This is a genomic window from Actinoplanes sp. NPDC004185, assembly GCF_053603475.1.
The window spans coordinates 16,420-36,003 of record NZ_JBSGFR010000006.1 but is presented as its reverse complement, the minus strand read 5'-3'; the positions used below and the strand labels follow the sequence as shown (position 1 = coordinate 36,003).

Below are 19,584 nucleotides of genomic sequence, written 5' to 3'. Positions count from 1 at the left end.
TCTTCTTCCTACTCCGCCTTACCCGGCTTGCCCAGCGCCCATCCATCCGGCTCAGCGGTCGCATAAATGGGACGATCAAGCACTTCGGCCTCCAAGCGAGCGTGATTCGGACAACGGTCGCGCGCATCGGATGGACGGTGTGTAGCGAGACGAATACATTTCTGCGTTGGCACGTGTATGAGTGTTCCGGCGGGGACCGCTCAGTGCGTGGGCCGCCGGCGGCGACTCGCGGCACGTGGCGCGAGGGGAACGTGACAGATGATCGATCGCTGGGATGTCCAGAGGTGAGCAGCCTGCCGGACGCTGAGCGGGACGCGAGCGAGGTCGTCCAGTTGCTGGCAGGGCTGGCCGCTCTGCTGCGCGGCCGGGAACGCGCGCTCGACGAAGACACCCGCGTGATGCTGAACATGGCGCTCGAGGGCAGGCTCTCCGCGGGCCGGGTGCTGGAGTATCTCCACGCTCTGCAGGGCTCCGGTGACGGGGTGGCCGCTGCGGTGCCACCACGGCTCGGCCCCTGGCGGGACTGGGTGCCGCCGAGGGGAAACCTGCTCGGCGAGACCGCCGGCGCACCTCGGATGGACGAGCTGCCCCGCCATCGCCGCCGCCACGACCCCGGCGAATAGCGGCAACCCGCGACCGGCGTCACGCCGAGGCGGAAACCCGGGCGGCGAACCGGACCGGGTCCGACTTGGATCATGCCGTGCGCGGCCCTCACCCCGGCCTCAGCAGGACCGATCCGCGCTCCGGCGCGGGTCCGGTCCGGGCGGGCCGGCTCTCGGCGCGCGGATCGGTCGGTGACCGATCCAGCACATTCTGGCCATATGAACTACTCTGGCGTTCCGCGCCTACCTGGCGTAACTTGCAGACCAGCGGACTGTTGTTGGACGCGGTATCCGGTCGGCGCCTGGGTGAGGCGCCGAGCTGCGCAGCTGGTCAGCGCAGAGACCCCCGCGCGGAGGTGGCGTCGTCCGCACGACGCCCAGGAAGAGGGCAGCTGTGTATCTGCCGATCACCACTCGTCAGTTGGCCGATGGCACCGTCGAGATCGCGCCGAGCGGCGAGATCGATCTCGACAACGCGCACGTGATGCGTGATGCGGTCAACGACGTGCTCACCACCTCCACGCCCGGGAAGATCGATCTCGACCTCCAACGGGTGATGTTGATCGACAGCATCGGCATCGGCATTCTCGTGGCCTGCTTCCACGCGGCCGCCGCCAGCGGCGTCAAGCTCGTGGTGAGCCACCCGAGCCCGACGGTCTACCGCCAGCTCTGGATCTCCGGCCTGGTCGGCCTGCTGGGCTGCGCCGAGCCGCCCTCCCCGCGCACCTCGGTGGGCCTTCGGCCCAGCTGACCCGCGTCACCCGATCGAGGGAATTCGCGCGCCGGCCTCACCGCCTCATCGTTACCGGTCTCATCGGTTCCGGCCTCATCCGGCCCGGGTGAGGTCCGTCGAGGCGGCCAGGCCGGTGGCCACTTCGAGCAGGTGGCTCAGCACCGGCCGGTCGGCCCGCGGATGCCAGGCGACGACGGTCTCGGCCCGGTCCCCGGTCAGCGGCACGAAGACCACTCCGCTGTCCCGCAACGTCCGGGCCGAGCGGGCCAGCCGGGTCACTCCGACGCCGGCCGCGACCAGTCCCAGCAGGCTCGGCACGGTGGCCGACCGCTGCACCACCCGGGGCGTGAAGCCGGCGATCGCGAAGTCCCGGTCGTATTTGGCGTGCCACGGCGGCCACGACTCGCGCGGTGTCAGCACCCACGGGTCGTCGGCCAGCTCGCCCAGCTCCACCGCGGCCCGTCCGGCGAGCCGGTGCCCGGCCGGCAGCACGGCGCAGACCGGCTCGACGATCAGACTGCGGGTGACCAGGTCGTCGACCAGCGGTGGCCGGGTGAAGGCGGCGTCGAACCGGCCGTCGCGCAGGCCGGCGACCAGCTCGGCGATGCCGGTGTCGGCGGTGACCAGCTCGACGTCCGGATACTGCGCCCGGAACGCCCGCACGACCGGCGGCAGCATGTAGTTCGCCACCGACGACAGGAACGCCACACTCAGCCGGCCGATCTCACCCCGGGCCGCCCGGCCGACCGTCGCCACCGCCTCCTCCGCCCGCGCCAGCACAGCGCAGGCCTCGGGCAGGAACAGCCGGCCGACCTCGGTGAGCCGGGTGCCGCGGCTGTCCCGGTCGAACAGCCGCGCCCCGAGAATGCGTTCGAGCACGGTGATCTGGGCCGACAGCGACTGCTGGGCGATGTGCAGGTCGGCCGCCGCGCGGGTGAAGCTCAACCGCTCGGCCACCGCGACGAAGTAGCCCAGCTGCCGCAGCTCGGGAGTGGTCACAGTCTCCGACTGTAGTGACGTCAGGAAGTCGATGTTGGCCGCGCCGGAGGTGCGACGGGCAGGCTGACCACCATGGTCGAGACAGACAAGGTATGGCTGATCACCGGCTGCTCCGCGGGCTTCGGCCGGGAACTCGTGCTGGCGGCCCACGCGGCCGGCGACCGGGTGCTCGCGACCGCCCGCCGCCCGGAACAACTCGCGGACCTGGTCGCCGCCGGTGGTGGCCGGATCGCCGCCACCGCCCTGGACGTGACCGATCCGGCGTCGGTCGCGGCGGCGGTCGGCACCGCCCTGGACACGTTCGGGCGCATCGACGTGGTGGTCAACAACGCCGGGCACGGCTCGGTTGGCGCGGTCGAAGAGCTCGAGCTGGCCGACCTGCGCGCGTTGATAAGGGTCATGTTCTTCGGGGCGGTCGAGGTGACCAAGGCCGTCCTGCCTCACCTGCGGGCCCGCGGCAGCGGCGCGATCGTGCAGATGAGCTCGATGGGCGGGCAGGTCAGCATGCCGGGCTTCGGCGCGTACTGCGCGGCGAAGTTCGCGCTGGAAGGACTGTCCGAGGCCCTGGCCGCCGAGGTGCGGCCGCTGGGCATCACGACTCTCATCGTCGAGCCGGGGGCCTTCCGTACCGAATTCGGCGGGGCCCGGATGCACCGCTCGGCCACGATCGACGCGTACCGGGAGTCGACCGGGCCGACCCGCGCGGCCGTCGATCAGATGGACGGCACTCAGCCCGGCGACCCCGCCAAGGCGGCCCGGGCCGTCGTCACCGTGCTGGGCAGCGACGACCCGCCACTGCGGCTCGCCCTCGGCGCCGACGCGGTCGACCACATCGGCGCGCACCTCGACGCGGTCCGCGCGGATCTCGACAAGTGGGCGGAGCTGAGCCGCTCGACCGCGCTGTCCGGGGTCGCCTACCGTTGACAGATCATGGTGCGGCGGCTGACAGTCACGGTCTTCTTCCTGTACGCCGTGGGCGTCGTCGCCATCACCGTCTTCCCGATCCGGGTGCGGTCCGCCGCCTACTGGACCGGCGAACCATGGTGGACGATGGTCCACTGGATCCCCGGCGACGTGGACGCGCCCAGCTTCGTCCTCAACGTCATCATGTTCATCCCGCTGGGCGTGCTGCTGCCGCTGCTCCGGCCGTCGCTGGATGCCGTACGCCGGCTCGCCGGGTGCGCGGCCGCGGCCAGTTCGGCCATCGAGCTGATCCAGTTCGTGCTCGGGATGACGCTGGGCAGCCGCCGTACGGTCGACGTCAACGACCTGATCGCCAACACCGCCGGCGCGCTGCTCGGCCTGCTCATCCTGCGGCTGGCCGTGCCGTCGCGGCAGCACCGCGCAGCGTACGGCGCAGGAAGTCCGCCGTCGCCGTCACCGCCCGGCTGACGTGCGGCTCCCGGTCGTAGAGGTCGACGTGCTGCTCGGCGTCCAGCCAGACGATCTCCTTGTCCCCGGGCGTCTCCTCGTACATCCGGGCGGCAAGCTCCGGGCTGCAGTAGTCGTCCTTGCGGCCGTGCACGATCAACAGTGGCGTCTCGGCCAGCAAAGCCGCCCGGCCCAGCGCGTCGAAGGTCAGCAACGCGTGCAGGGACCCGCGTGTCACCCTGCTCTCCCAGGTGGCGGCCGCGGAACGGGCAGTGCCGTAATACGACCACGGTTCCGCGCCGGCCATCGCGGCCTCACCGTCATCCGGTGCCACGGCCGGCAGGTAGTCGTCATAGGACTCGATGAAGCTCCGCAGACCGGCACGGTAGGCGGACGGGTCACGGGCGAACCACGCCGGGCTGTTGTAGGCGCCGGCGATTCCGGCCACTGCGCGTACCCGGGGGTCGGTGGCGGCGGCGCTGACCGCGTACCCGCCGCCCAGACAGATGCCCACCAGGCCGATCCGTCCGGGGTCCACCTCGGCGCGCGCCTGCAGCAAGCTCACCGCCGACCGCAGGTCGGCGAGCTTGCCCTGGGTGTCCTCGTGGCCGCGACGCCCTTCGCTGGCCCCGAACCCGCGGTGGTCGAAAGCCAGCGTGACCAGGCCCGCCCGGGCCAGCCGCTCGGCGTAGAGGCCGGTGACCTGCTCCCGGACGCCGGTGAACGGCCCGGTCAGCGCGACCGCGCCGCCGTCGGCGCCGGCGGGGACGCGCAAGGTGCCGCGCAGGGCGAGGCCGTCGCTGGCAAAAGTGACTTCTTCGGTACGGATGTCGTCCACGCCCCGACGCTAGGCTCAGCGCGGGCGGCTGCCCAGAAGGCACTTCACAGTGCCCATCCGGCTCGGGGGTACGGACGATGACGCTGGTGATCCCGGATGTGCTCGAGGAGAGCTGCGCGACGCGGCAGGCACTCGAACGCCTCGCGGCGAAATGGCGGGTGCTGCTGATCTACGCGCTGCTGGCCGGCCCGCAACGCCCGGCCGCCCTGCGCCGGCGGCTGCCGGGGATCACCCAGAAGGTGCTCACCGAGACGCTGCGGGCGATGGCGGCGGACGGCCTGGTGGAGCGGCGGGTCCTTAAGGAGGAACCGCCGCAGCACGTCGAGTACGCCCTCACGCCGCTGGGCCGCACGCTGGAGGAGCCGCTGGCCGCGATCTGCGGGTGGGCGGCGTCTCAGGCCTCGTTGAGCAGTTCGACCAGCTTGGCCGCGTCCACGTCGGGACCGTAGGCCGGGGTGCCGGGCTGGTGCCGCCACGACTCGTCCAGACCGCCGATGTCGACGGCGTCGAAGCCGAGCTCGTCGACGAGGTTGAGCACGACGGTCTTGGCCCGCTGGTCGTCGCCGGCCACCGGCAGCGCCCGCCGCCCCTCGGTGCCCGGTGGGGTGGGCCGGTCCAGCAGTTGCTGGGCGACGATGTTGTTGAAGACCTTCACGACCGGACGACCGAGCTGCTCACTGACCCACCGCGAGGAGACCATCCCGTCGTCGATCGGCCGGATCTGCCCGTCCCGCTGCGGGTAGTAGTTGTTGGTGTCGATCACGACGACACCCGGCGCGGCGCTGTCGAGCAGCCCCTCGGGCAGCTCGGCGACGGCCTTGAGCGGCACCGCGACGATCACGACCTCGGCGTCCCGCGGGGCGTCCAGGACGTCGACCGGCGTGGCGCCGGTCCGGGCGGCTACCTCATCGAGGGTCTGCGGCCCCCGCGAATTGGCGATCACAACCTGATGGCCGTGCCGGACGAGAAGCTGCGCCAGATTCCCACCGATGTGCCCGGCGCCGATGATGCCGATCTTCATGCCGATCCTCCGTCTCTCCGCCCATGACAATGCCCGCTCTCCGCCGATGACAATGCCCGGAGACGCCGCCGTCATCCCGGACGTGTCGCACGCCATGCCCGGCACCGTCAGACCATGAGCTCCGGCTCCACCTGATGAATCTTGATCGGCATCCCGTCCGGCGTCTCGACGTGCAACCGCACCCCGAGATCCCGGTCGACGGCAACCTCGACGACGGTGACACCCTGCGCCCGGAGCAGCTGCTCGAGCCGGTCGAGCGGCATCGTGGCGGTGAAGTTGAGCTCAACGGTGGACTCGCCGCGCGAGGCATCCGGCGGGCGGGTGACCAGGCCGATCTGGGAGGTGCCGACCTGCATGAGAACCCACTCGCCGTCCCGGTCGCCGTGGTTGATCTCGCCGCCGAGCTTCTCGTAGAAGGCGACCGCGGAGGGCATGTCGTCGACGTGGACCATCGGCTGGAGGTGAAGCCCGGGGAGCAGCGGCCGGACCTTGGCGACGCCGACGGTCTCGGTCCGGCGGCCGGTGGGCGGGGCGAAGGACCGCTGGTTGGCGGCGACGGGAAGCGGATGGGGTCGGCCGGCCGCCGGCGACGAGTTCTGCGGATCGGGTCGCCGCGGGTCGACGGACGCCTGGGTGAACTCGGTGCCGCGGGAACCGGTGGGTGAGTCGTCCGTCTCAAGCCCGCGTTGGTCGGTGGGCGTGCCGTCCGTCCCAGGCCGGCGTTGGTCGGTGGGCGTGCCGTGCGTGCCAGGCCCGTGCGGGTCGGTGGGCGTGTCGTTCATCTCGGGCCAGCGCTGGTCGGCGGGCGCGCCGGGTGTGTGCTGCTGTGCGACCTGGGCTGCGGCCGGGGTGGAGTTCTCTGGCGGCGGGGTGCGGCGAGGGCTTGGCATCGGGCGGCCGGACGTCCGCACATACCGGGTGCCGCTGCTCGACGTCGGTTGACTGCTGGCCGTTCCGTCTGCCGCGCCTGCGCCCACGGGTCCGCCTGCTGCCGGCGCTCCGGCTGCGCCGACGGGTCCGCCCGCTCCCGCCGCTCCGGTTGCGCTGACGGGTCCGCCGGGCGTTCCGGGCGCTCCCGCCGTGCCGGCCGCTCCGACCGTGCCGGCGGCTCCGGGTGCTGGTTGTGGGTGAGCGCTTCCGGGCTGGCCCGCAGCCTGGTGCCCGGTTCCGGCAGCGGGCTGGCCGGTCTCCGCGTAGCCGGCTGCGGGAGCATGGTCCCGGTAATCGCCCGGGACATCAGGCGCCGGGTGCTGCATGAACGGCGCGGCGATCGGCCGTGGGTCGGACGGGTCGCCCGCGGGTGGCCGCCGGGGGCCGGGTGGCGTGGGGACGGTCGGTGGGCGTGGCGGGGTGGCCTGGTGATCCCGGGGATTCGCCGGCTTCCTGCCGCCGGGCGGGACCGGTCGTTGCTTGGCCATGGCGGGCTCCTGTCGCGCGGGCTCTCGGCGCCGGCGAGGTACCGGCCGCCGAGAGGTTCAACGACCCGTCGCGCTCATCGATACATCTCCACTCCCGCCGCCCGCTCCGGGACCGCGCCGCAGCCGGCGGATCACGAGCAGTCCGCCGATGCCCGGCACGGCCGCCAGGAGACGGGTACGCAGGGCCCCGGTCACCTGAACGGTCGCCCCGATCACGAACAGATAGGCGCAGCCGTGCACCGGCCCGAGCAGCGACGCGACGGGCGCCCAGTGCACGGTCGCGAGGTTGGTCAGCAGCAGGATCAGGCTGGCCAGCTCGACCAGAGCCGCGATCCGCAACAGTCGGTACGCCACGGTCAGACTCCCGTCGTGGAGCCGGGCCGGACGATCATGAGCACGACGACCACCGCCCACAGCAGGTTGAAGATCCCGGTGACCATGCCGAGCCGGGCGGCGAGGCGCCGGCCGTTCGTCTCGCCGGCCCATTGCGGGGCCGGCCCCCCTGTGTCTCCCGGCGGCGAGGCCGGCGCGATGGCCGCCGGGGAGGCGGGTGCGGTGGCCGGTGCGGTGGCCGCCGGAGAGGTGGGTGCGAAGGCGGCTGCGGTGGCTGCTGGAGAGGCACGCGCAGTGACCGGCGGCGAGGCAGGCGCGGAAACAGGTGCGGCGCCTGATTGCGAGACAGGTTCAGTGACCGGCGGCGAGGCAGGCGCGGAAACAGGTGCGGCGCCTGATTGCGAGACAGGTTCAGTGACCGGCGGGGAGGCCGGGATCGACCGCAGCACGGCAGCCTGACCAGGCAGGACAAAGAAGATCAACATTGCCGCCGCGGCCGCGGTCAGGATGATCGAGATGATCAGCCAGGCGTCACCCAGGACTCCCAGGCTGCTCGCCGTGGCCAGGCCGAACACCGGGACCAGTACGCCCAGCGTCGCGTAGACCCGGCAGATCCGGTGCAGGTTGTGCAGGACCGCCACGCCGCGCGGGTCCGTCGGCTCTGCCGAAGCGCGCCGGGTCGCCGCCGGGTACATGCTGGCCGCCACGGTCACCGGTCCGATGGCGATGATCGCGACCAGGACGTGGATTGAGAGAAGCAGTTTTGTCACGGTCGCTCACGCTATGCAGGCCGTCGAAAGGCTGACAGTGGCCGGAATGCCACATGCCAACGGATTCTCGCCACGGCTGGGTTACGCTCCCCGCCATGCACATCGTGGCCGTGCTCGCGCTCGACGGCGTCGTCGCCTTTGACCTGTCCACACCCCTGGAGGTTTTCTCCCGCACCCGTCTTGCCGGGGGAGAGCCCGCGTACGACGTACAGGTCTGTGCCCCCACGCCCGAGGTGGACGCCGGCGCCTTCGTGTTGCGGGCGCCCTGGGGGCTGGAGGCGCTGGACATCGCCGACACGATCATCCTGCCCGGGCTCGTCGAGCTGGCTGCCGACGTACCGGAAGAGGTGTTGGCGCGGCTGCGTGCGGCCGCGGGGCGCGGCGCCCGGCTTGCGTCCATCTGTGCCGGCGCTTTTGTCCTGGCCGCGACCGGACTGCTCGACGGGCGGCGTGCGACCACCCACTGGCTGGCCGCCGCGCAGCTAGCCGAACGCTTTCCGGCGGTCGAGGTCGACCCGGACGTGCTCTACGTCGACGAGGGGCTGCTGCTGACCTCGGCGGGGGCGGCTGCCGGGCTCGATCTCTGCCTGCACCTGATCCGGCGGGACCACGGCTCGGCCGTCGCTGCCGACGCGGCCCGGCTCTCCGTCATGCCGCTGGAACGGGACGGCGGGCAGGCACAGTTCATCGTGCCGGAGCGGCCGCCGACACCGCGGGGCTCCACCATGGAACCGCTGCTGCGCTGGCTGGACGAGCACGCCGGCCGGGAGCTGACCATGGCCGAGATCGCCGCGCACGCCGGCATGAGCACGCGCACGCTCAATCGCCGTTTCCGCGAGCAGACCGGAACGACGCCGTTGCGGTGGCTGCACCGGGCCCGGGTGCGTCAGGCGCAGCACCTGCTGGAGACCACCGCTGAGGGGGTGGACCGGATCGGTGCGCGGGTCGGTTTCGGCTCACCCACCGCCTTCCGGGAACGCTTCAAGCGCATCGTCGGCACCAGCCCGCACGCCTACCGCCACGCCTTCCGTTCGGCCGCCTGAATGGCCTGTCCTAGTCGTTGAGCTGGGCCCTTTCGATCTCGCCCAGGGCCAGCGTGATCACCTCGGCCAGCGGCCGCGGCCCCAGCAGATGGGCGATGAGCAGCGTGGAATGCCGGGCCAGCGCGTCGGCTTTCGGGGCGGGCTCCTCGTCGTCGTGCACGCCCAGCGCGCCCGCCAGCAGGACCAGCGTCACGTGCGGGTCCACCTCGGGCTGCCAGATCGCCGCCGCCCGGACGCTCTGCTCCAGGACGGCGCGGATGTCGTCGCCGTCGAGGCCGTCCGGGTGGGTCAGCTCCAGCAGCAGGCGCACCGTCGTGCCCAGGATCAGGCCGGTCTGGGCCTGGTCGAGCGCGGCCAGCTCGTTGACTGCCGAGGTCAGCGCCTCGGCGTCGTGGTCTCGGGCGGCCACGACCGCGGCGTCGGCGGCCGCGGCGATCGGCCGTGCGGGTGCGGGCAGATGCCGCCACTGGTTGGTCACGATCCGACGCTAGCGGTCGGGTCCGACAGAACCGCGCTGCCGGGGAAGCGGTCGATGTTGTCGACCACCCAGCGGCGCAGCAGCGCCAGCGGCTCACAAGCGTCCCGGCCCAGCGGGGTCAGTGAGTATTCGACATGCAGCGGCACCGCGGGATACACCGTACGGTTGACCAGGCCGTGCTCCTCGAGCCGGCGCAGTGTGGCGGTGAGCACTTTCGGGCTCACGCCTTCCAGCTTCGCGCGGATGGCGCCGAAGCGGCGCGGACCGTCCTCCAGGGCGCCCAGAGCCAGGGCGCTCCACTTGTTGGCCAGCAGATCCAGCATGTCCCGGCACGGGCACGCCGCCGCGTAGACATCATGCGGCTTGCCGCAGGAGGTGGTCGCCATCGGGCCATCGTAGTTCCCTTTGGATACCAGTGACCGTTGACGGTAACCAGGACCCCCGGCATAGCTTCGCGGGCATGGCTGAACTCATGCGCGCGGTGGGCTACCGCAAGAATCTCCCGATCTCCGACCCGGCCAGCCTGCTGGATCTCGAGCTGCCGGTGCCGGTCCCCGGCGAGCACGACCTGCTGGTCCGGGTCGAGGCCGTCTCGGTCAACCCCGTCGACGTCAAGGTCCGGACGAGCACCGACCCGGGCGGAAAGTCCAAGATCCTGGGGTACGACGCGAGCGGCGTCGTGGTCGCGGTGGGCAGCGCGGTCACGCTCTTCCAGCCCGGCGATGAGGTCTGGTACGCCGGTTCGATCGCCCGCCCCGGCACGGACGCGCAGTTCCACCTGGTCGACGAGCGGATCACCGGCCCCAAGCCGTCATCGCTGAACTTCGCCGAGGCCGCCGCCCTCCCGCTGACCACCCTGACCGCCTGGGAGGCCCTCTTCGACCGGCTCCGCCTCACCGCCGGCAGCACGGGCACCCTGCTGGTCCTGGGCGCGGCCGGCGGCGTCGGCTCGATCCTGGTCCAGCTCGCCCGCCGGCTGACCGATCTGGAGATCATCGGCACGGCGTCGCGACCGGAGTCGCGGCAGTACGCCCTCGACCGCGGCGCGCACCGGGTGGTCAACCACCACGACGACCTCGCGGCCGCCCTGCCCGATGGTGTCGACTACGTCTTCTCGCCGCACTCCAAGGGCATGATCGACACGTTCGCGCAGATCGTGCGGCCGTACGGGGCGGTGGTGGCCATCGACGAGCCGGCCGGGCTGGATCTGCGGCCGCTGAAGTCCAAGAGCATCGCCTGGCACTGGGAGCTGATGTTCACCCGGGCGCTCCACGATCCGGAGAGCACCGCGCAGCACGACATCCTCCGGCAGGCCGCCGAGCTGGTCGACAAGGGTGTGCTGCACACCACCCTGACCGAGCGGATCGACGGCATCACCGCCGAGCACCTGCGGCGGGCCCACGAGATCGTCGAACGCGGCTCCGCGATCGGCAAGACGGTCCTCGCCGGGTTCTGATTTTTGTCGGTGCCGGATGGCAGGGTGGTCGTCATGCAGACCTCCACGATGCGGCAGGCGATGGCGGCACGCGTCGAGCGTGGCGAGTTCCCCGGGATCGTCACGCTCGTCGCGCGCGGTGACGACGTCCGGGTCGAGACGATCGGCTCCACGGCGTTCGACGGTGGCGTGCCGATGCGCCGCGACACCGTGTTCCGGATCGCCTCGATGACCAAGCCGGTGCTCGCCGCCGCCACGATGATCCTGGTCGAGGACGACGTCATCGACCTCGAGGAGCCGGTCCACAAGCTGCTGCCCGAGCTGTCCGGCCAGCGGGTGCTGGCCCGGATCGACGGCCCGCTGGAGGAGACCGTCCCGGCCCACCGCCCGGTGACGGTGGAGGATCTGCTGGCCTTCCGCAACGGCTTCGGCACCCTGATCGAGCCCACCTTCGACCCGCCGTTCCCGATCGTCCGGGCCGCGGCCGAGCTGGAGCTCGAGCTCGGCCCACCGACTCCGCGGACCCCGCACGACCCCGACGAGTGGATCCGGCGCTTCGCCACGCTCCCGCTGATGTATCAGCCCGGCGAACGCTGGCAATACAACGTCGGCACCCTGGTCCTCGGTGTGCTGCTCGCCCGGGCCGCCCGGCAGCCGCTCGGTGACCTGCTGCGCGAGCGCCTGTTCGAGCCGCTGGGCATGACCGGGACCGGCTTCTGGCTGCCGGCCGAGCGGGCCGCCGGGCTCCCGGCCCACTACATGACCGATCCCGCGACCGACAAGCTCACCGAGCAGCTGACCAGCCCACCCGAGTTGTGGAGCAGCCCACCGGTCTTCCCGTCCGGCTCCGGCGGTCTCGTGTCCACCGTGGACGAATATCTCTCGTTCGCCCGCATGCTGCGGCACCGCGGCGTGCACGGTGGCACCCGGCTGCTGTCCGAGCAGTCCGTCGAGCTCATGACCACCAACCGATTGACGCCGGAGCAGATCACCACCGGCGGCATGCTCCTGTCCGGCAGCGGCTGGGGTCTCGGCATGGCTGTGCTCGTGACGCCGAAGGAGCCGGCCACCGCCCCGGGGCAGTACGGCTGGTCCGGCGGCTACGGCACGACCTGGTTCAACGACCCGCACGAGGACCTGACCGCCATCGCCATGACCCAGGTCAGTGACTTCCTGTGGAGTGGGGCCCTCGACGACTTCCGGCAGGCGGCATATTCATGAGCGCCACCGGCCGGCCGGCTCGGTAGGCTGACCTGCGGCGTTCCCACGAAAGGGGAGACGATGACCAGCCTCGACGCGGTCACGGCCTGGGTGCGTAACTACCGGCGGGCCTGGGAGTCCAACGATCCCGGGGACATCGGCGGGCTGTTCGCCGACGACGCGGCGTATTTCACGGAGCCGTACGCGAAGCCCTGGCTCGGCCGCGACGAGATCGTGGCGCAGTGGCTGCGGGCCCGCGACGAGCCCGGCACCACCACCTTCGAGTGGCACCCGCTCATCGTCACCGAGGACCTGGCGATCATCGAGGCCACCACGGTCTACCGGGAGCCCGCCCGGACGTACAGCAACATGTGGGTGCTGCGGCTGGACAATCAGGGTCAGGCCCGGCAGTTCACCGAGTGGTGGATGAAGCACCCGCAGCCCGAGTGACGCTCAACCACCGACGGGTTTTCTCCTCATCTGCAAGATCTCCCCGTGATGAGCCGCTCACTTTCCGATTTGGGTGCTCTGGTCGCCGTCACGGGTGACGGTGAGCCGCCCTCACCGGCGGCGTACGGTGCGTATCCGCGTCATTGCAGGCAGACTGCCTCGGATGGAGGTGCAGCAGAAGATTCTCGGTGGCCGCTACACGCTGCTGCACGAGCTCGGCCGGGGCGGCATGGCGGTCGTCTGGCGTGGCCGCGACGAGGTGCTCGGCCGCTCGGTGGCGGTCAAGGTGCTCGCCGCCCGGTACGCCGGGAACCCGCAGCTGCGGGCGCGGATCCGTGACGAGGCCCGGGCCGCCGCGACGCTGTCGCACCCCCACATCGCCCAGGTGTACGACTTCGGCGAGTGCGACGAGCAAGGTGTGCCGGTCCCGTACGTGGTCATGGAGTTGATTCACGGCAGCACGCTGCACCAGCGGATGAAGGGCGGGCCGATCCCGCCCGGGCAGATCTTCCGGATCTGCGGCCAGGTGGCGGCGGCGCTCGCCGCCGCCCACGCCGACGGTCTGGTGCACCGCGACATCAAGCCGGGCAATGTCATGGTGACCGGGGAGGGTGCCAAGGTCGTCGATTTCGGCCTGGCCGCGACGGCCGGACCGGCCGATCCGGACGACGAGGTGTTCGGCACGCCCGCCTACCTGGCGCCGGAGCGGCTGACCGGCGGCCCGGTGGAGCCGGCCTCGGACGTGTACGCCCTGGGCGTGCTCATGTACAGGTTGCTGGCCGGCGAGCCCCCGTGGACCGTCGAGAGCACGACGCAGATGCTGACCGCGCACGTCTACGTCGAGCCGACGCCGCTGCCGCCGTTGCCCGCGGTGCCGCCGGAGGTCACCGAGCTGGTGAACCGGTGCCTGCGCAAGGAACCGGCACAGCGGCCGAGCGCGGCGCAGGTGTCCACGGTCCTGAGCCGGGCCGCTGTCCTGACGCCGCTGCCTGCGCCTGCCCCGGCAGCGCCTGTTGTCGGGCGCCCCCACAAGCGACTGATCTTCGGCGGTGTCGCGGCTGCTGTGGCGGTGGCCGGCCTGTTGTGGCTGGTCCTGCCCGATGGGACCGAGGGGGACGCCGAGGTCGCGGCGTCCCCGCTGCCGTCGGTCTCCGGCCGGTTCGGCACTGGCGCTGCCCCCGGCGGACCCGGTACGACGGCGCCCCGGCCGGGAACGGTGGCAACGCCCGGCGGCCAGCCCCGCCCCACCCCGTCCGTCACGGCGTCGGCTGCCGTCGTCGTGCCGCCCGCCGAGACGGGTGAGCCGTCCGCGCCCGTCACGTCGTCGAGTCCGGCGGCCGAACCGACCACGGCGCAGCCGATCGCCGACGTGCGGACGTTCGAGTCCCGCGGCGGCACGATCGAGGCGCGCTGTGACTCCCAAGGCCGGGCTGAGCTGACGTCCTGGACGCCGAAAGATCCCTACGAGGTGCAGCGAGTCAACGAAGGACCGGCCCTCACCGCGGTGATCGTCTTCCGGGAGGGCAAGAATGGAAAGAGCCGGATCCGCATGACGGTGACGTGTGTGGGGGCCACGCCTACCGTCGTCAGCCTCCCGCTGTAAGCGCCGGCCCGGCCGCCGCTATGCCAGCCGGGCGAGTGCCGCCGCCGACAAGCTGCCCGGCTCGGCCTGGTAGGCGATGATCACCTGGTCCTCCGCCCCGGCGACGACCAGAGCCTGCCGCCGCAACGTGAGCGGACCGACCACCGGATGGTGGAAATGCTTGGTCTCGTCCCGCGCCGGCCGCACGTCGTGCCGGGCCCACCACCGCCGGAAATCGGGATCCCGGTCCAGCTCCGCGACCAGCGCCGCCAGCTCCGGATCCCCAGGCTCAGCGCCGGCCCGCAACGCCGCGACGGTCTGCGCCGCGATGACCTCCCACTCCGGGAAGATCTTGCGCACACTCGGCTCCAGGAACATGTCCCGCGCGAGGTTGCGCCCGGCCGAATACATCGGCGACAGCGCCGCGGCCAGCCGATTGCCGGCCAGCACGTCCAGTCGCGGACCGCGGACGTAAGCCGGCGTGCCGGCCCAGTCGTCGAGCAGCCGTTGCACCGCGGGGTCGAGCGGGCGCCGCTCCGCACGGACGGGCGGCTGCGCCAGCGCGTGCAAGTGGGCGGTCGTGTCCGCGTCCAGTCGCAGGGCCCGGGCCAGCGCCTCCAGGACCTGCGGCGACGGGTGGCGGTCGCGGCCCTGTTCGAGGCGCATCAGGTAGTGGGTGCTCACTCCGGCGAGCCGCGCGAGCTCGTCGCGCCGCAGCCCGGCGACGCGTCTGCGGCCGTACGGGATGAGCCCGACGTCCTGCGGCAGCAGCAGCGCCCGCCGCGCTTTCAGGAACTCCCCGAGCGGGTTGCCGACCACCATCGCTGCAGGGTAGCCCGGCCACGGTACTGGCTACCGCCGCCCGGCGGAGCGAGCGTGGAGGTCATGAAGACATGGTTCATCACCGGCGCGGCCCGCGGCCTCGGCAACGTCTGGGCGACCGCGGCCCTCGGCCGCGGCGACCGGGTCGCGGCCACGGCCCGGCACCCCCAAGATCTCAAACCCCTGATCGACGCGTACGGCGACAGCGTCCTCCCGCTAGCCCTCGACGTCACCGACCGCCCAGCGGCGTTCGCGGCCGTCCAGCGGGCGGCCGGGCACTTCGGTCGTCTCGACGTCGTGGTCAACAACGCCGGCTACGGACTGTTCGGCATGGTGGAGGAGACCACCGAGGAGCAGGCCCGCGCGCAGCTGGAGACCAATCTGTTCGGGGCGCTGTGGGCGACCCAGGCGGTGCTGCCGATCATGCGCGCCCAGGCGGCCGGCCACATCCTGCAGGTCTCGAGCATCGGCGGCGTCGCGGCGTTCCCGACGCTGGGGCTCTACCACGCGTCGAAGTGGGCGCTGGAGGGACTGAGCGAGTCGCTGGCCCAGGAGGTCGCACCGCTGGGCGTCAAGGTCACGATCGTGGAGCCGGGCCCGTACGGCACCGACTGGTCCGGTGCTTCGGCGGTGCACACCGAGCCGATCGCCGCCTACGAACCGATCCGGGAGGCCCGTCGGGCGGGGGCGGCGAACCGGGCGCCGAACGATCCCGCTTCCACCGCCCAGGCGATCCTGACGCTGGTCGACGCGCCGGAGCCGCCGTTGCGCTTGTTTCTGGGCTCGTTCCCGTACGCGGTGGCTGAGCGCACGTACCGGGATCGGCTCGCCACCTGGGAGGCCTGGCGGGCCGTGGCGGAGACCGCCTGATCCCCTCGCTGTCCTGATCGGCCCGTCCGGCTCTGCCGGGCGGGCCGATGTCGTAGGTGTTTCCGGGCGTTGACGAACCAGTGACGCATCTGCAACATTGAATGCCCCGCCCCGCAAGAACTCGACAGTAGCCCCGTAATTTCCGTGGCTCTGATCGAAAGATTCGCGTCATCCCCCTGTTGTTCTCACAGAACAAGGACGCCATGAAACCCAGGCAGCTCAGAAGACGGCTGGTCAGCAGCCTCTTCGCGGCCGGTCTCGTCGCCGCCGCCGCGCTCGTCCCCACCCCCGCCCTCGCCGCCGGCGGCCCCAACCTCGCCGCCGGGAAATCAGCCTCCGCCAGCGGCGCCAACGGCCCGTACGGCGCGGCCAATGTCGTCGACGGCAACGCGCAGACCTACTGGGAGAGCCCGTCCAACGCGTTCCCGCAGTGGGTGCAGATCGACCTCGGCAGCGCCGTCGCCATCGATCAGGCCGTCCTCAAGCTGCCGCCCGCGACCGCGTGGAACGCCCGTACCCAGACGCTCAGCCTGCAGGGCAGCACCACCGGCAGCAGCTTCAGCGTGCTGTCCGGCTCGGCCGGGCGGGTCTTCGACCCGGCCTCGGGCAACACCGTGACGATCAACATCACCGCGGCGACCGTCCGGTACGTGCGGGTGGTCATCACCGGCAACACCGGCTGGCCCGCCGCGCAACTGTCCGAACTGGAGGTCTACGGCGTCGCCGGCACCGACCCGGATCCCGATCCCGATCCGGACCCGCCGGCCGGGACGAACCTGGCGAGCGGCAAGCCGATCGAGGCATCGTCGTCGATCTTCGATTTCGTCGCCGGTAACGCCAACGACAGCAGCCCGACCAGCTACTGGGAGTCCAACGGTTTCCCGGCCACGCTGACCGTCAAGCTCGGTGCCGACGCGGACGTCACGGGCGTGGTGGTCAAGCTCAACCCCGATCCGGTCTGGGGTACGCGTACCCAGAGCATCCAGGTCCTCGGCCGCGCGCAGACCGCCACCGGCTTCACCTCCCTGAAGGCCCGGGCCGACTACACGTTCAACCCGGCGACGAACCAGAACGCGGTCACCATCCCGGTCACCGGCCGCGTCGCGGATGTGCAGCTGCAGGTCTTCAGCAACACCGGCGCGCCCGGCGGGCAGGTCGCCGACCTGCAGGTGCTCGGCACCGCGGCGCCGAACCCGGACCTGGTCGTCACCGCGACGACCTGGACCCCGGCGTCACCGAGCGAGGCCGCGCCGATCACGTTGTCCGCCACCGTGAAGAACCAGGGCAATGCGGCCGCCGCGGCGACCAGGGTGGACTTCAAGCTGGGCGGCACGGTCGTGGGGAGTGCGCCGGTGGGCGCGCTCGCGGCCGGCGCCTCGGCCACGGTCTCGGCGAACGTCGGGGCGCAGCCGATGGGCAGCTACAGCGTCGTGGCGGTGGCCGACCCGGCCAACACGGTCGCCGAGCAGAACAACGACAACAACACCTTCACCGCGGCGACGCAGCTGGTGGTCGGCCAGGCCCCGGGCCCGGACCTGCAGGTCACCGGCATCACCTCCAACCCGGCGAGCCCGGCCGCCGGTGCCGCGGTCTCGTTCACCGTCGCGGTCAACAACCGGGGCACCTCCGCGGCCGGCGCGTCCAGCACCCGCCTGGTCGTCGGCGGCACCACGCTGACCGGCGCCACCCCAGCCATCGCAGCCGGGGCGACAGCCAACGTGGCGATCGGCGGCACGTGGACCGCCACCAACGGCGGGGCCACCCTCACCGCCACGGCCGACGTGGGCAACGCGGTCGCGGAGACGAACGAGAACAACAACACGCTGGCCCGGTCGATCGTCGTCGGCCGTGGCGCCGCGGTGCCGTACACCGAGTACGAGGCGGAGGCGGCCCGCTACCAGGGCACGTTGCTGGAGACGGATCCGCTGCGCACGTTCGGGCACACCAACTTCGCCACCGAGTCCTCGGGCCGCAAGTCGGTACGGCTCAACAGCACCGGCCAGTTCGTCGAGTTCACGTCGGCCAGCCAGGCCAACTCCATCGTGGTGCGCAACAGCATCCCGGACGCGCCGGGCGGTGGCGGCCAGGCCGCGACCCTGAGCCTGTACGCGAACGACACCTTCGTGCAGAAGCTGACGCTCTCGTCCCGCAACAGCTGGCTCTACGGCATCACCGACGACACCGAGTCGCTGTCGAACTCGCCGTCGGCCGACGCGCGCCGGCTCTTCGACGAGTCGCACGCGCTGCTGGCCCAGTCCTACCCGGCCGGCACCAGGTTCAAGTTGCAGCGGGACTCGGGCGACAACGCCGCCTTCTACGTCGTCGACCTGATCGACCTCGAGCAGGTCGCCCCGGCCGCGGACAAGCCGGCCGACTGCACGTCGATCACCACCTACGGCGCGGTGCCCAACGACGGGATCGACGACTCCGCCGCGATTCAGCGGGCGGTCACCGACGACCAGAACGGCGTGATCAGCTGCGTGTGGATCCCGGCCGGGCAGTGGCGCCAGGAGCAGAAGATCCTCTCGCCGGACCCGGCCCGCGGCCAGTACAACCAGCGGGGCATCCGCAACGCCGTGATCCGCGGCGCGGGCATGTGGCACTCGCAGCTCTACACGACCACCGAGCCGCAGAACGTGACCGGCAACATCAACCATCCGCACGAGGGCAACGTCGGCTTCGACATCGACGACAACACCCAGATCTCCGACCTGGCCATCTTCGGGATGACGACGAACCGGGCCAACCGCGGGCACGGCCTCAACGGCCGGTTCGGCAAGAACACGAAGATCAGCAACGTGTGGATCGAGCACGTCAACGTCGGCGCCTGGGTCGGCCGCGACTACTCCGACACCCCGGCCTACTGGAACCCGGGCGACGGCCTGGAATTCTCCGGCATGCGGATCCGCAACACCTTCGCGGACGGGATCAACTTCTCCAACGGTACGCGTAACTCGAAGGTCTTCAACTCGTCGTTCCGCTACACCGGCGACGACTCGCTGGCGGTGTGGGCCAACCCGTACGTGAAGGACCAGGCCGTCGACATCGCGTCGAACAACCACTTCCTCAACAACACGGTCCAGCTGCCGTGGCGGGCCAACGGCATCGCCATCTACGGCGGTTCGAACAACTCGATCGAGAACAACCTGGTCTCCGACACGATGAACTACCCGGGCATCATGCTGGCCACCGACCACAGCCCGCTGCCGTTCGGCGGGACGACGGTGATCGCCAACAACGGCCTGTACCGCACGGGTGGCGCGTTCTGGAACGAGGACCAGGAGTTCGGGGCCATCACCCTCTTCCCGTCCACGAAGGACATCACGGGGGTGACGATCCGCGACACGGACATCATCGACTCGACCTACGACGGCATCCAGTTCAAGAACGGCGGCGGCAACATGCCGAACGTCGCCATCACCAACGTCCGGATCGACAAGTCGAACAACGGCGCCGGCATCCTGGCGATGAGCGGCGCCCGCGGCAACGCGACTCTGTCGAACGTGACCATCACGAACTCGGCCGACGGCAACGTCGTGATCCAGCCGGGCTCGCAGTTCACCATCGCCGGCAGCTAGCCGGTTCTGCCAAAGGCGGGCCCCCGGCCGATCCGGCCGGG

At 71.4% G+C, this 19,584-nt stretch carries 20 protein-coding genes and 1 pseudogene; 12 read left to right on the top strand and 9 right to left on the bottom strand.

All coding sequences use genetic code 11. The annotated features are described in order from the left end of the window. Positions 1 to 284: 284 nt before the first annotated feature. Together ACWEOZ_RS08005 and ACWEOZ_RS08000 are read left to right on the top strand one after the other, a co-directional pair. On the top strand, positions 285 to 623 hold the full coding sequence (locus ACWEOZ_RS08005; protein WP_451909993.1) for a hypothetical protein: 339 nt from the start codon (positions 285 to 287) through the stop codon (positions 621 to 623). Between the two features lie 373 nt (positions 624 to 996). Further along, on the top strand, positions 997 to 1,353 hold the full coding sequence (locus tag ACWEOZ_RS08000) for an STAS domain-containing protein (RefSeq protein ID WP_360813770.1): 357 nt from the start codon (positions 997 to 999) through the stop codon (positions 1,351 to 1,353). A 75-nt stretch (positions 1,354 to 1,428) separates the two neighbouring features. Here the strand turns inward: ACWEOZ_RS08000 and ACWEOZ_RS07995 are convergent, their stop codons facing one another. After that, positions 1,429 to 2,334: a LysR family transcriptional regulator gene (locus ACWEOZ_RS07995; protein ID WP_451909992.1), complete on the bottom strand. Its 906-nt coding sequence runs from the start codon at positions 2,332 to 2,334 to the stop codon at positions 1,429 to 1,431. Between the two features lie 72 nt (positions 2,335 to 2,406). Here ACWEOZ_RS07995 and ACWEOZ_RS07990 point away from each other — a divergent pair, with 72 nt between their 5' ends. Beyond that, on the top strand, positions 2,407 to 3,258 hold the full coding sequence (locus ACWEOZ_RS07990; protein WP_451909991.1) for an oxidoreductase: 852 nt from the start codon (positions 2,407 to 2,409) through the stop codon (positions 3,256 to 3,258). Positions 3,259 to 3,264: 6 nt separating this feature from the next. Beyond that, a complete protein-coding gene (locus tag ACWEOZ_RS07985) occupies positions 3,265 to 3,726 on the top strand; it encodes a VanZ family protein (protein ID WP_451909990.1) in 462 nt (153 codons plus the stop codon). On the opposite strand, the gene ACWEOZ_RS07980 is transcribed toward ACWEOZ_RS07985, so the two are convergent. Next, positions 3,641 to 4,543: an alpha/beta hydrolase gene (locus ACWEOZ_RS07980; RefSeq protein ID WP_451909989.1), complete on the bottom strand. Its 903-nt coding sequence runs from the start codon at positions 4,541 to 4,543 to the stop codon at positions 3,641 to 3,643. The two genes, ACWEOZ_RS07985 and ACWEOZ_RS07980, sit on opposite strands and share 86 nt — an antisense overlap. A gap of 77 nt (positions 4,544 to 4,620) precedes the next feature. Between ACWEOZ_RS07980 and ACWEOZ_RS07975 the strand changes: the two genes are divergently transcribed. After that, entirely contained in the window at positions 4,621 to 4,992 is a 372-nt protein-coding gene (locus ACWEOZ_RS07975) for a winged helix-turn-helix transcriptional regulator (RefSeq protein ID WP_360813780.1), read from the top strand. Here ACWEOZ_RS07975 and ACWEOZ_RS07970 read toward each other — a convergent pair. From ACWEOZ_RS07970 to ACWEOZ_RS07955, 4 genes and pseudogenes are all read right to left on the bottom strand, one after another. Continuing rightward, the gene (locus ACWEOZ_RS07970) at positions 4,938 to 5,564 is read right to left on the bottom strand and encodes an NADPH-dependent F420 reductase (RefSeq protein WP_451909988.1); all 627 of its coding nucleotides are present in this window, start codon (positions 5,562 to 5,564) and stop codon (positions 4,938 to 4,940) included. The genes ACWEOZ_RS07975 and ACWEOZ_RS07970 overlap by 55 nt on opposite strands. 107 nt (positions 5,565 to 5,671) lie before the next feature. Continuing rightward, complete coding sequence (locus ACWEOZ_RS07965; RefSeq protein WP_451909987.1) at positions 5,672 to 6,454, bottom strand: VOC family protein; 783 nt, start codon at positions 6,452 to 6,454, stop codon at positions 5,672 to 5,674. A gap of 585 nt (positions 6,455 to 7,039) precedes the next feature. After that, complete coding sequence (locus ACWEOZ_RS07960; RefSeq protein WP_451909986.1) at positions 7,040 to 7,336, bottom strand: DUF3817 domain-containing protein; 297 nt, start codon at positions 7,334 to 7,336, stop codon at positions 7,040 to 7,042. A 2-nt stretch (positions 7,337 to 7,338) separates the two neighbouring features. Beyond that, positions 7,339 to 7,530 (bottom strand): annotated as a pseudogene (locus ACWEOZ_RS07955) (hypothetical protein); the annotation flags it as partial. A 650-nt stretch (positions 7,531 to 8,180) separates the two neighbouring features. On the opposite strand from ACWEOZ_RS07955, the gene ACWEOZ_RS07950 reads away from it, so the two are divergent. Continuing rightward, positions 8,181 to 9,128 carry a GlxA family transcriptional regulator gene (locus ACWEOZ_RS07950; RefSeq protein WP_451909985.1) on the top strand — a complete coding sequence of 316 codons (948 nt, stop codon included), beginning with the start codon at positions 8,181 to 8,183 and terminating at the stop codon, positions 9,126 to 9,128. A 10-nt stretch (positions 9,129 to 9,138) separates the two neighbouring features. On the opposite strand, the gene ACWEOZ_RS07945 is transcribed toward ACWEOZ_RS07950, so the two are convergent. Both ACWEOZ_RS07945 and ACWEOZ_RS07940 read right to left on the bottom strand, forming a co-directional pair. Next, entirely contained in the window at positions 9,139 to 9,606 is a 468-nt protein-coding gene (locus tag ACWEOZ_RS07945) for a hypothetical protein (RefSeq protein WP_451909984.1), read from the bottom strand. Then, complete coding sequence (locus tag ACWEOZ_RS07940) at positions 9,603 to 9,992, bottom strand: winged helix-turn-helix transcriptional regulator (protein WP_451909983.1); 390 nt, start codon at positions 9,990 to 9,992, stop codon at positions 9,603 to 9,605. Before ACWEOZ_RS07940 ends, ACWEOZ_RS07945 begins: the two co-directional genes overlap by 4 nt. 74 nt (positions 9,993 to 10,066) lie before the next feature. On the opposite strand from ACWEOZ_RS07940, the gene ACWEOZ_RS07935 reads away from it, so the two are divergent. The 4 genes from ACWEOZ_RS07935 (at position 10,067) to ACWEOZ_RS07920 (ending at position 14,294) form a co-directional block, all read left to right on the top strand. Beyond that, the gene (locus ACWEOZ_RS07935; RefSeq protein ID WP_451909982.1) at positions 10,067 to 11,062 is read left to right on the top strand and encodes a zinc-binding alcohol dehydrogenase family protein; all 996 of its coding nucleotides are present in this window, start codon (positions 10,067 to 10,069) and stop codon (positions 11,060 to 11,062) included. Positions 11,063 to 11,095: 33 nt separating this feature from the next. Beyond that, positions 11,096 to 12,262: a serine hydrolase domain-containing protein gene (locus ACWEOZ_RS07930; protein WP_451909981.1), complete on the top strand. Its 1,167-nt coding sequence runs from the start codon at positions 11,096 to 11,098 to the stop codon at positions 12,260 to 12,262. Positions 12,263 to 12,322: 60 nt separating this feature from the next. Beyond that, a complete protein-coding gene (locus ACWEOZ_RS07925) occupies positions 12,323 to 12,691 on the top strand; it encodes a nuclear transport factor 2 family protein (protein ID WP_451909980.1) in 369 nt (122 codons plus the stop codon). 163 nt (positions 12,692 to 12,854) lie between these two features. Then, on the top strand, positions 12,855 to 14,294 hold the full coding sequence (locus tag ACWEOZ_RS07920) for a serine/threonine-protein kinase (RefSeq protein WP_451909979.1): 1,440 nt from the start codon (positions 12,855 to 12,857) through the stop codon (positions 14,292 to 14,294). 18 nt (positions 14,295 to 14,312) lie between these two features. Here the strand turns inward: ACWEOZ_RS07920 and ACWEOZ_RS07915 are convergent, their stop codons facing one another. Beyond that, positions 14,313 to 15,095, bottom strand: a complete 783-nt coding sequence (locus ACWEOZ_RS07915) for a helix-turn-helix domain-containing protein (RefSeq protein ID WP_451909978.1) — start codon at positions 15,093 to 15,095, stop codon at positions 14,313 to 14,315. Positions 15,096 to 15,158: 63 nt separating this feature from the next. Between ACWEOZ_RS07915 and ACWEOZ_RS07910 the strand changes: the two genes are divergently transcribed. Continuing rightward, positions 15,159 to 15,965, top strand: coding sequence for an SDR family NAD(P)-dependent oxidoreductase (locus tag ACWEOZ_RS07910; protein WP_451909977.1), 807 nt, complete (start codon positions 15,159 to 15,161; stop codon positions 15,963 to 15,965). 203 nt (positions 15,966 to 16,168) lie between these two features. Next, positions 16,169 to 19,543 carry a CARDB domain-containing protein gene (locus tag ACWEOZ_RS07905; protein WP_451909976.1) on the top strand — a complete coding sequence of 1,125 codons (3,375 nt, stop codon included), beginning with the start codon at positions 16,169 to 16,171 and terminating at the stop codon, positions 19,541 to 19,543. Positions 19,544 to 19,584: the final 41 nt, after the last annotated feature.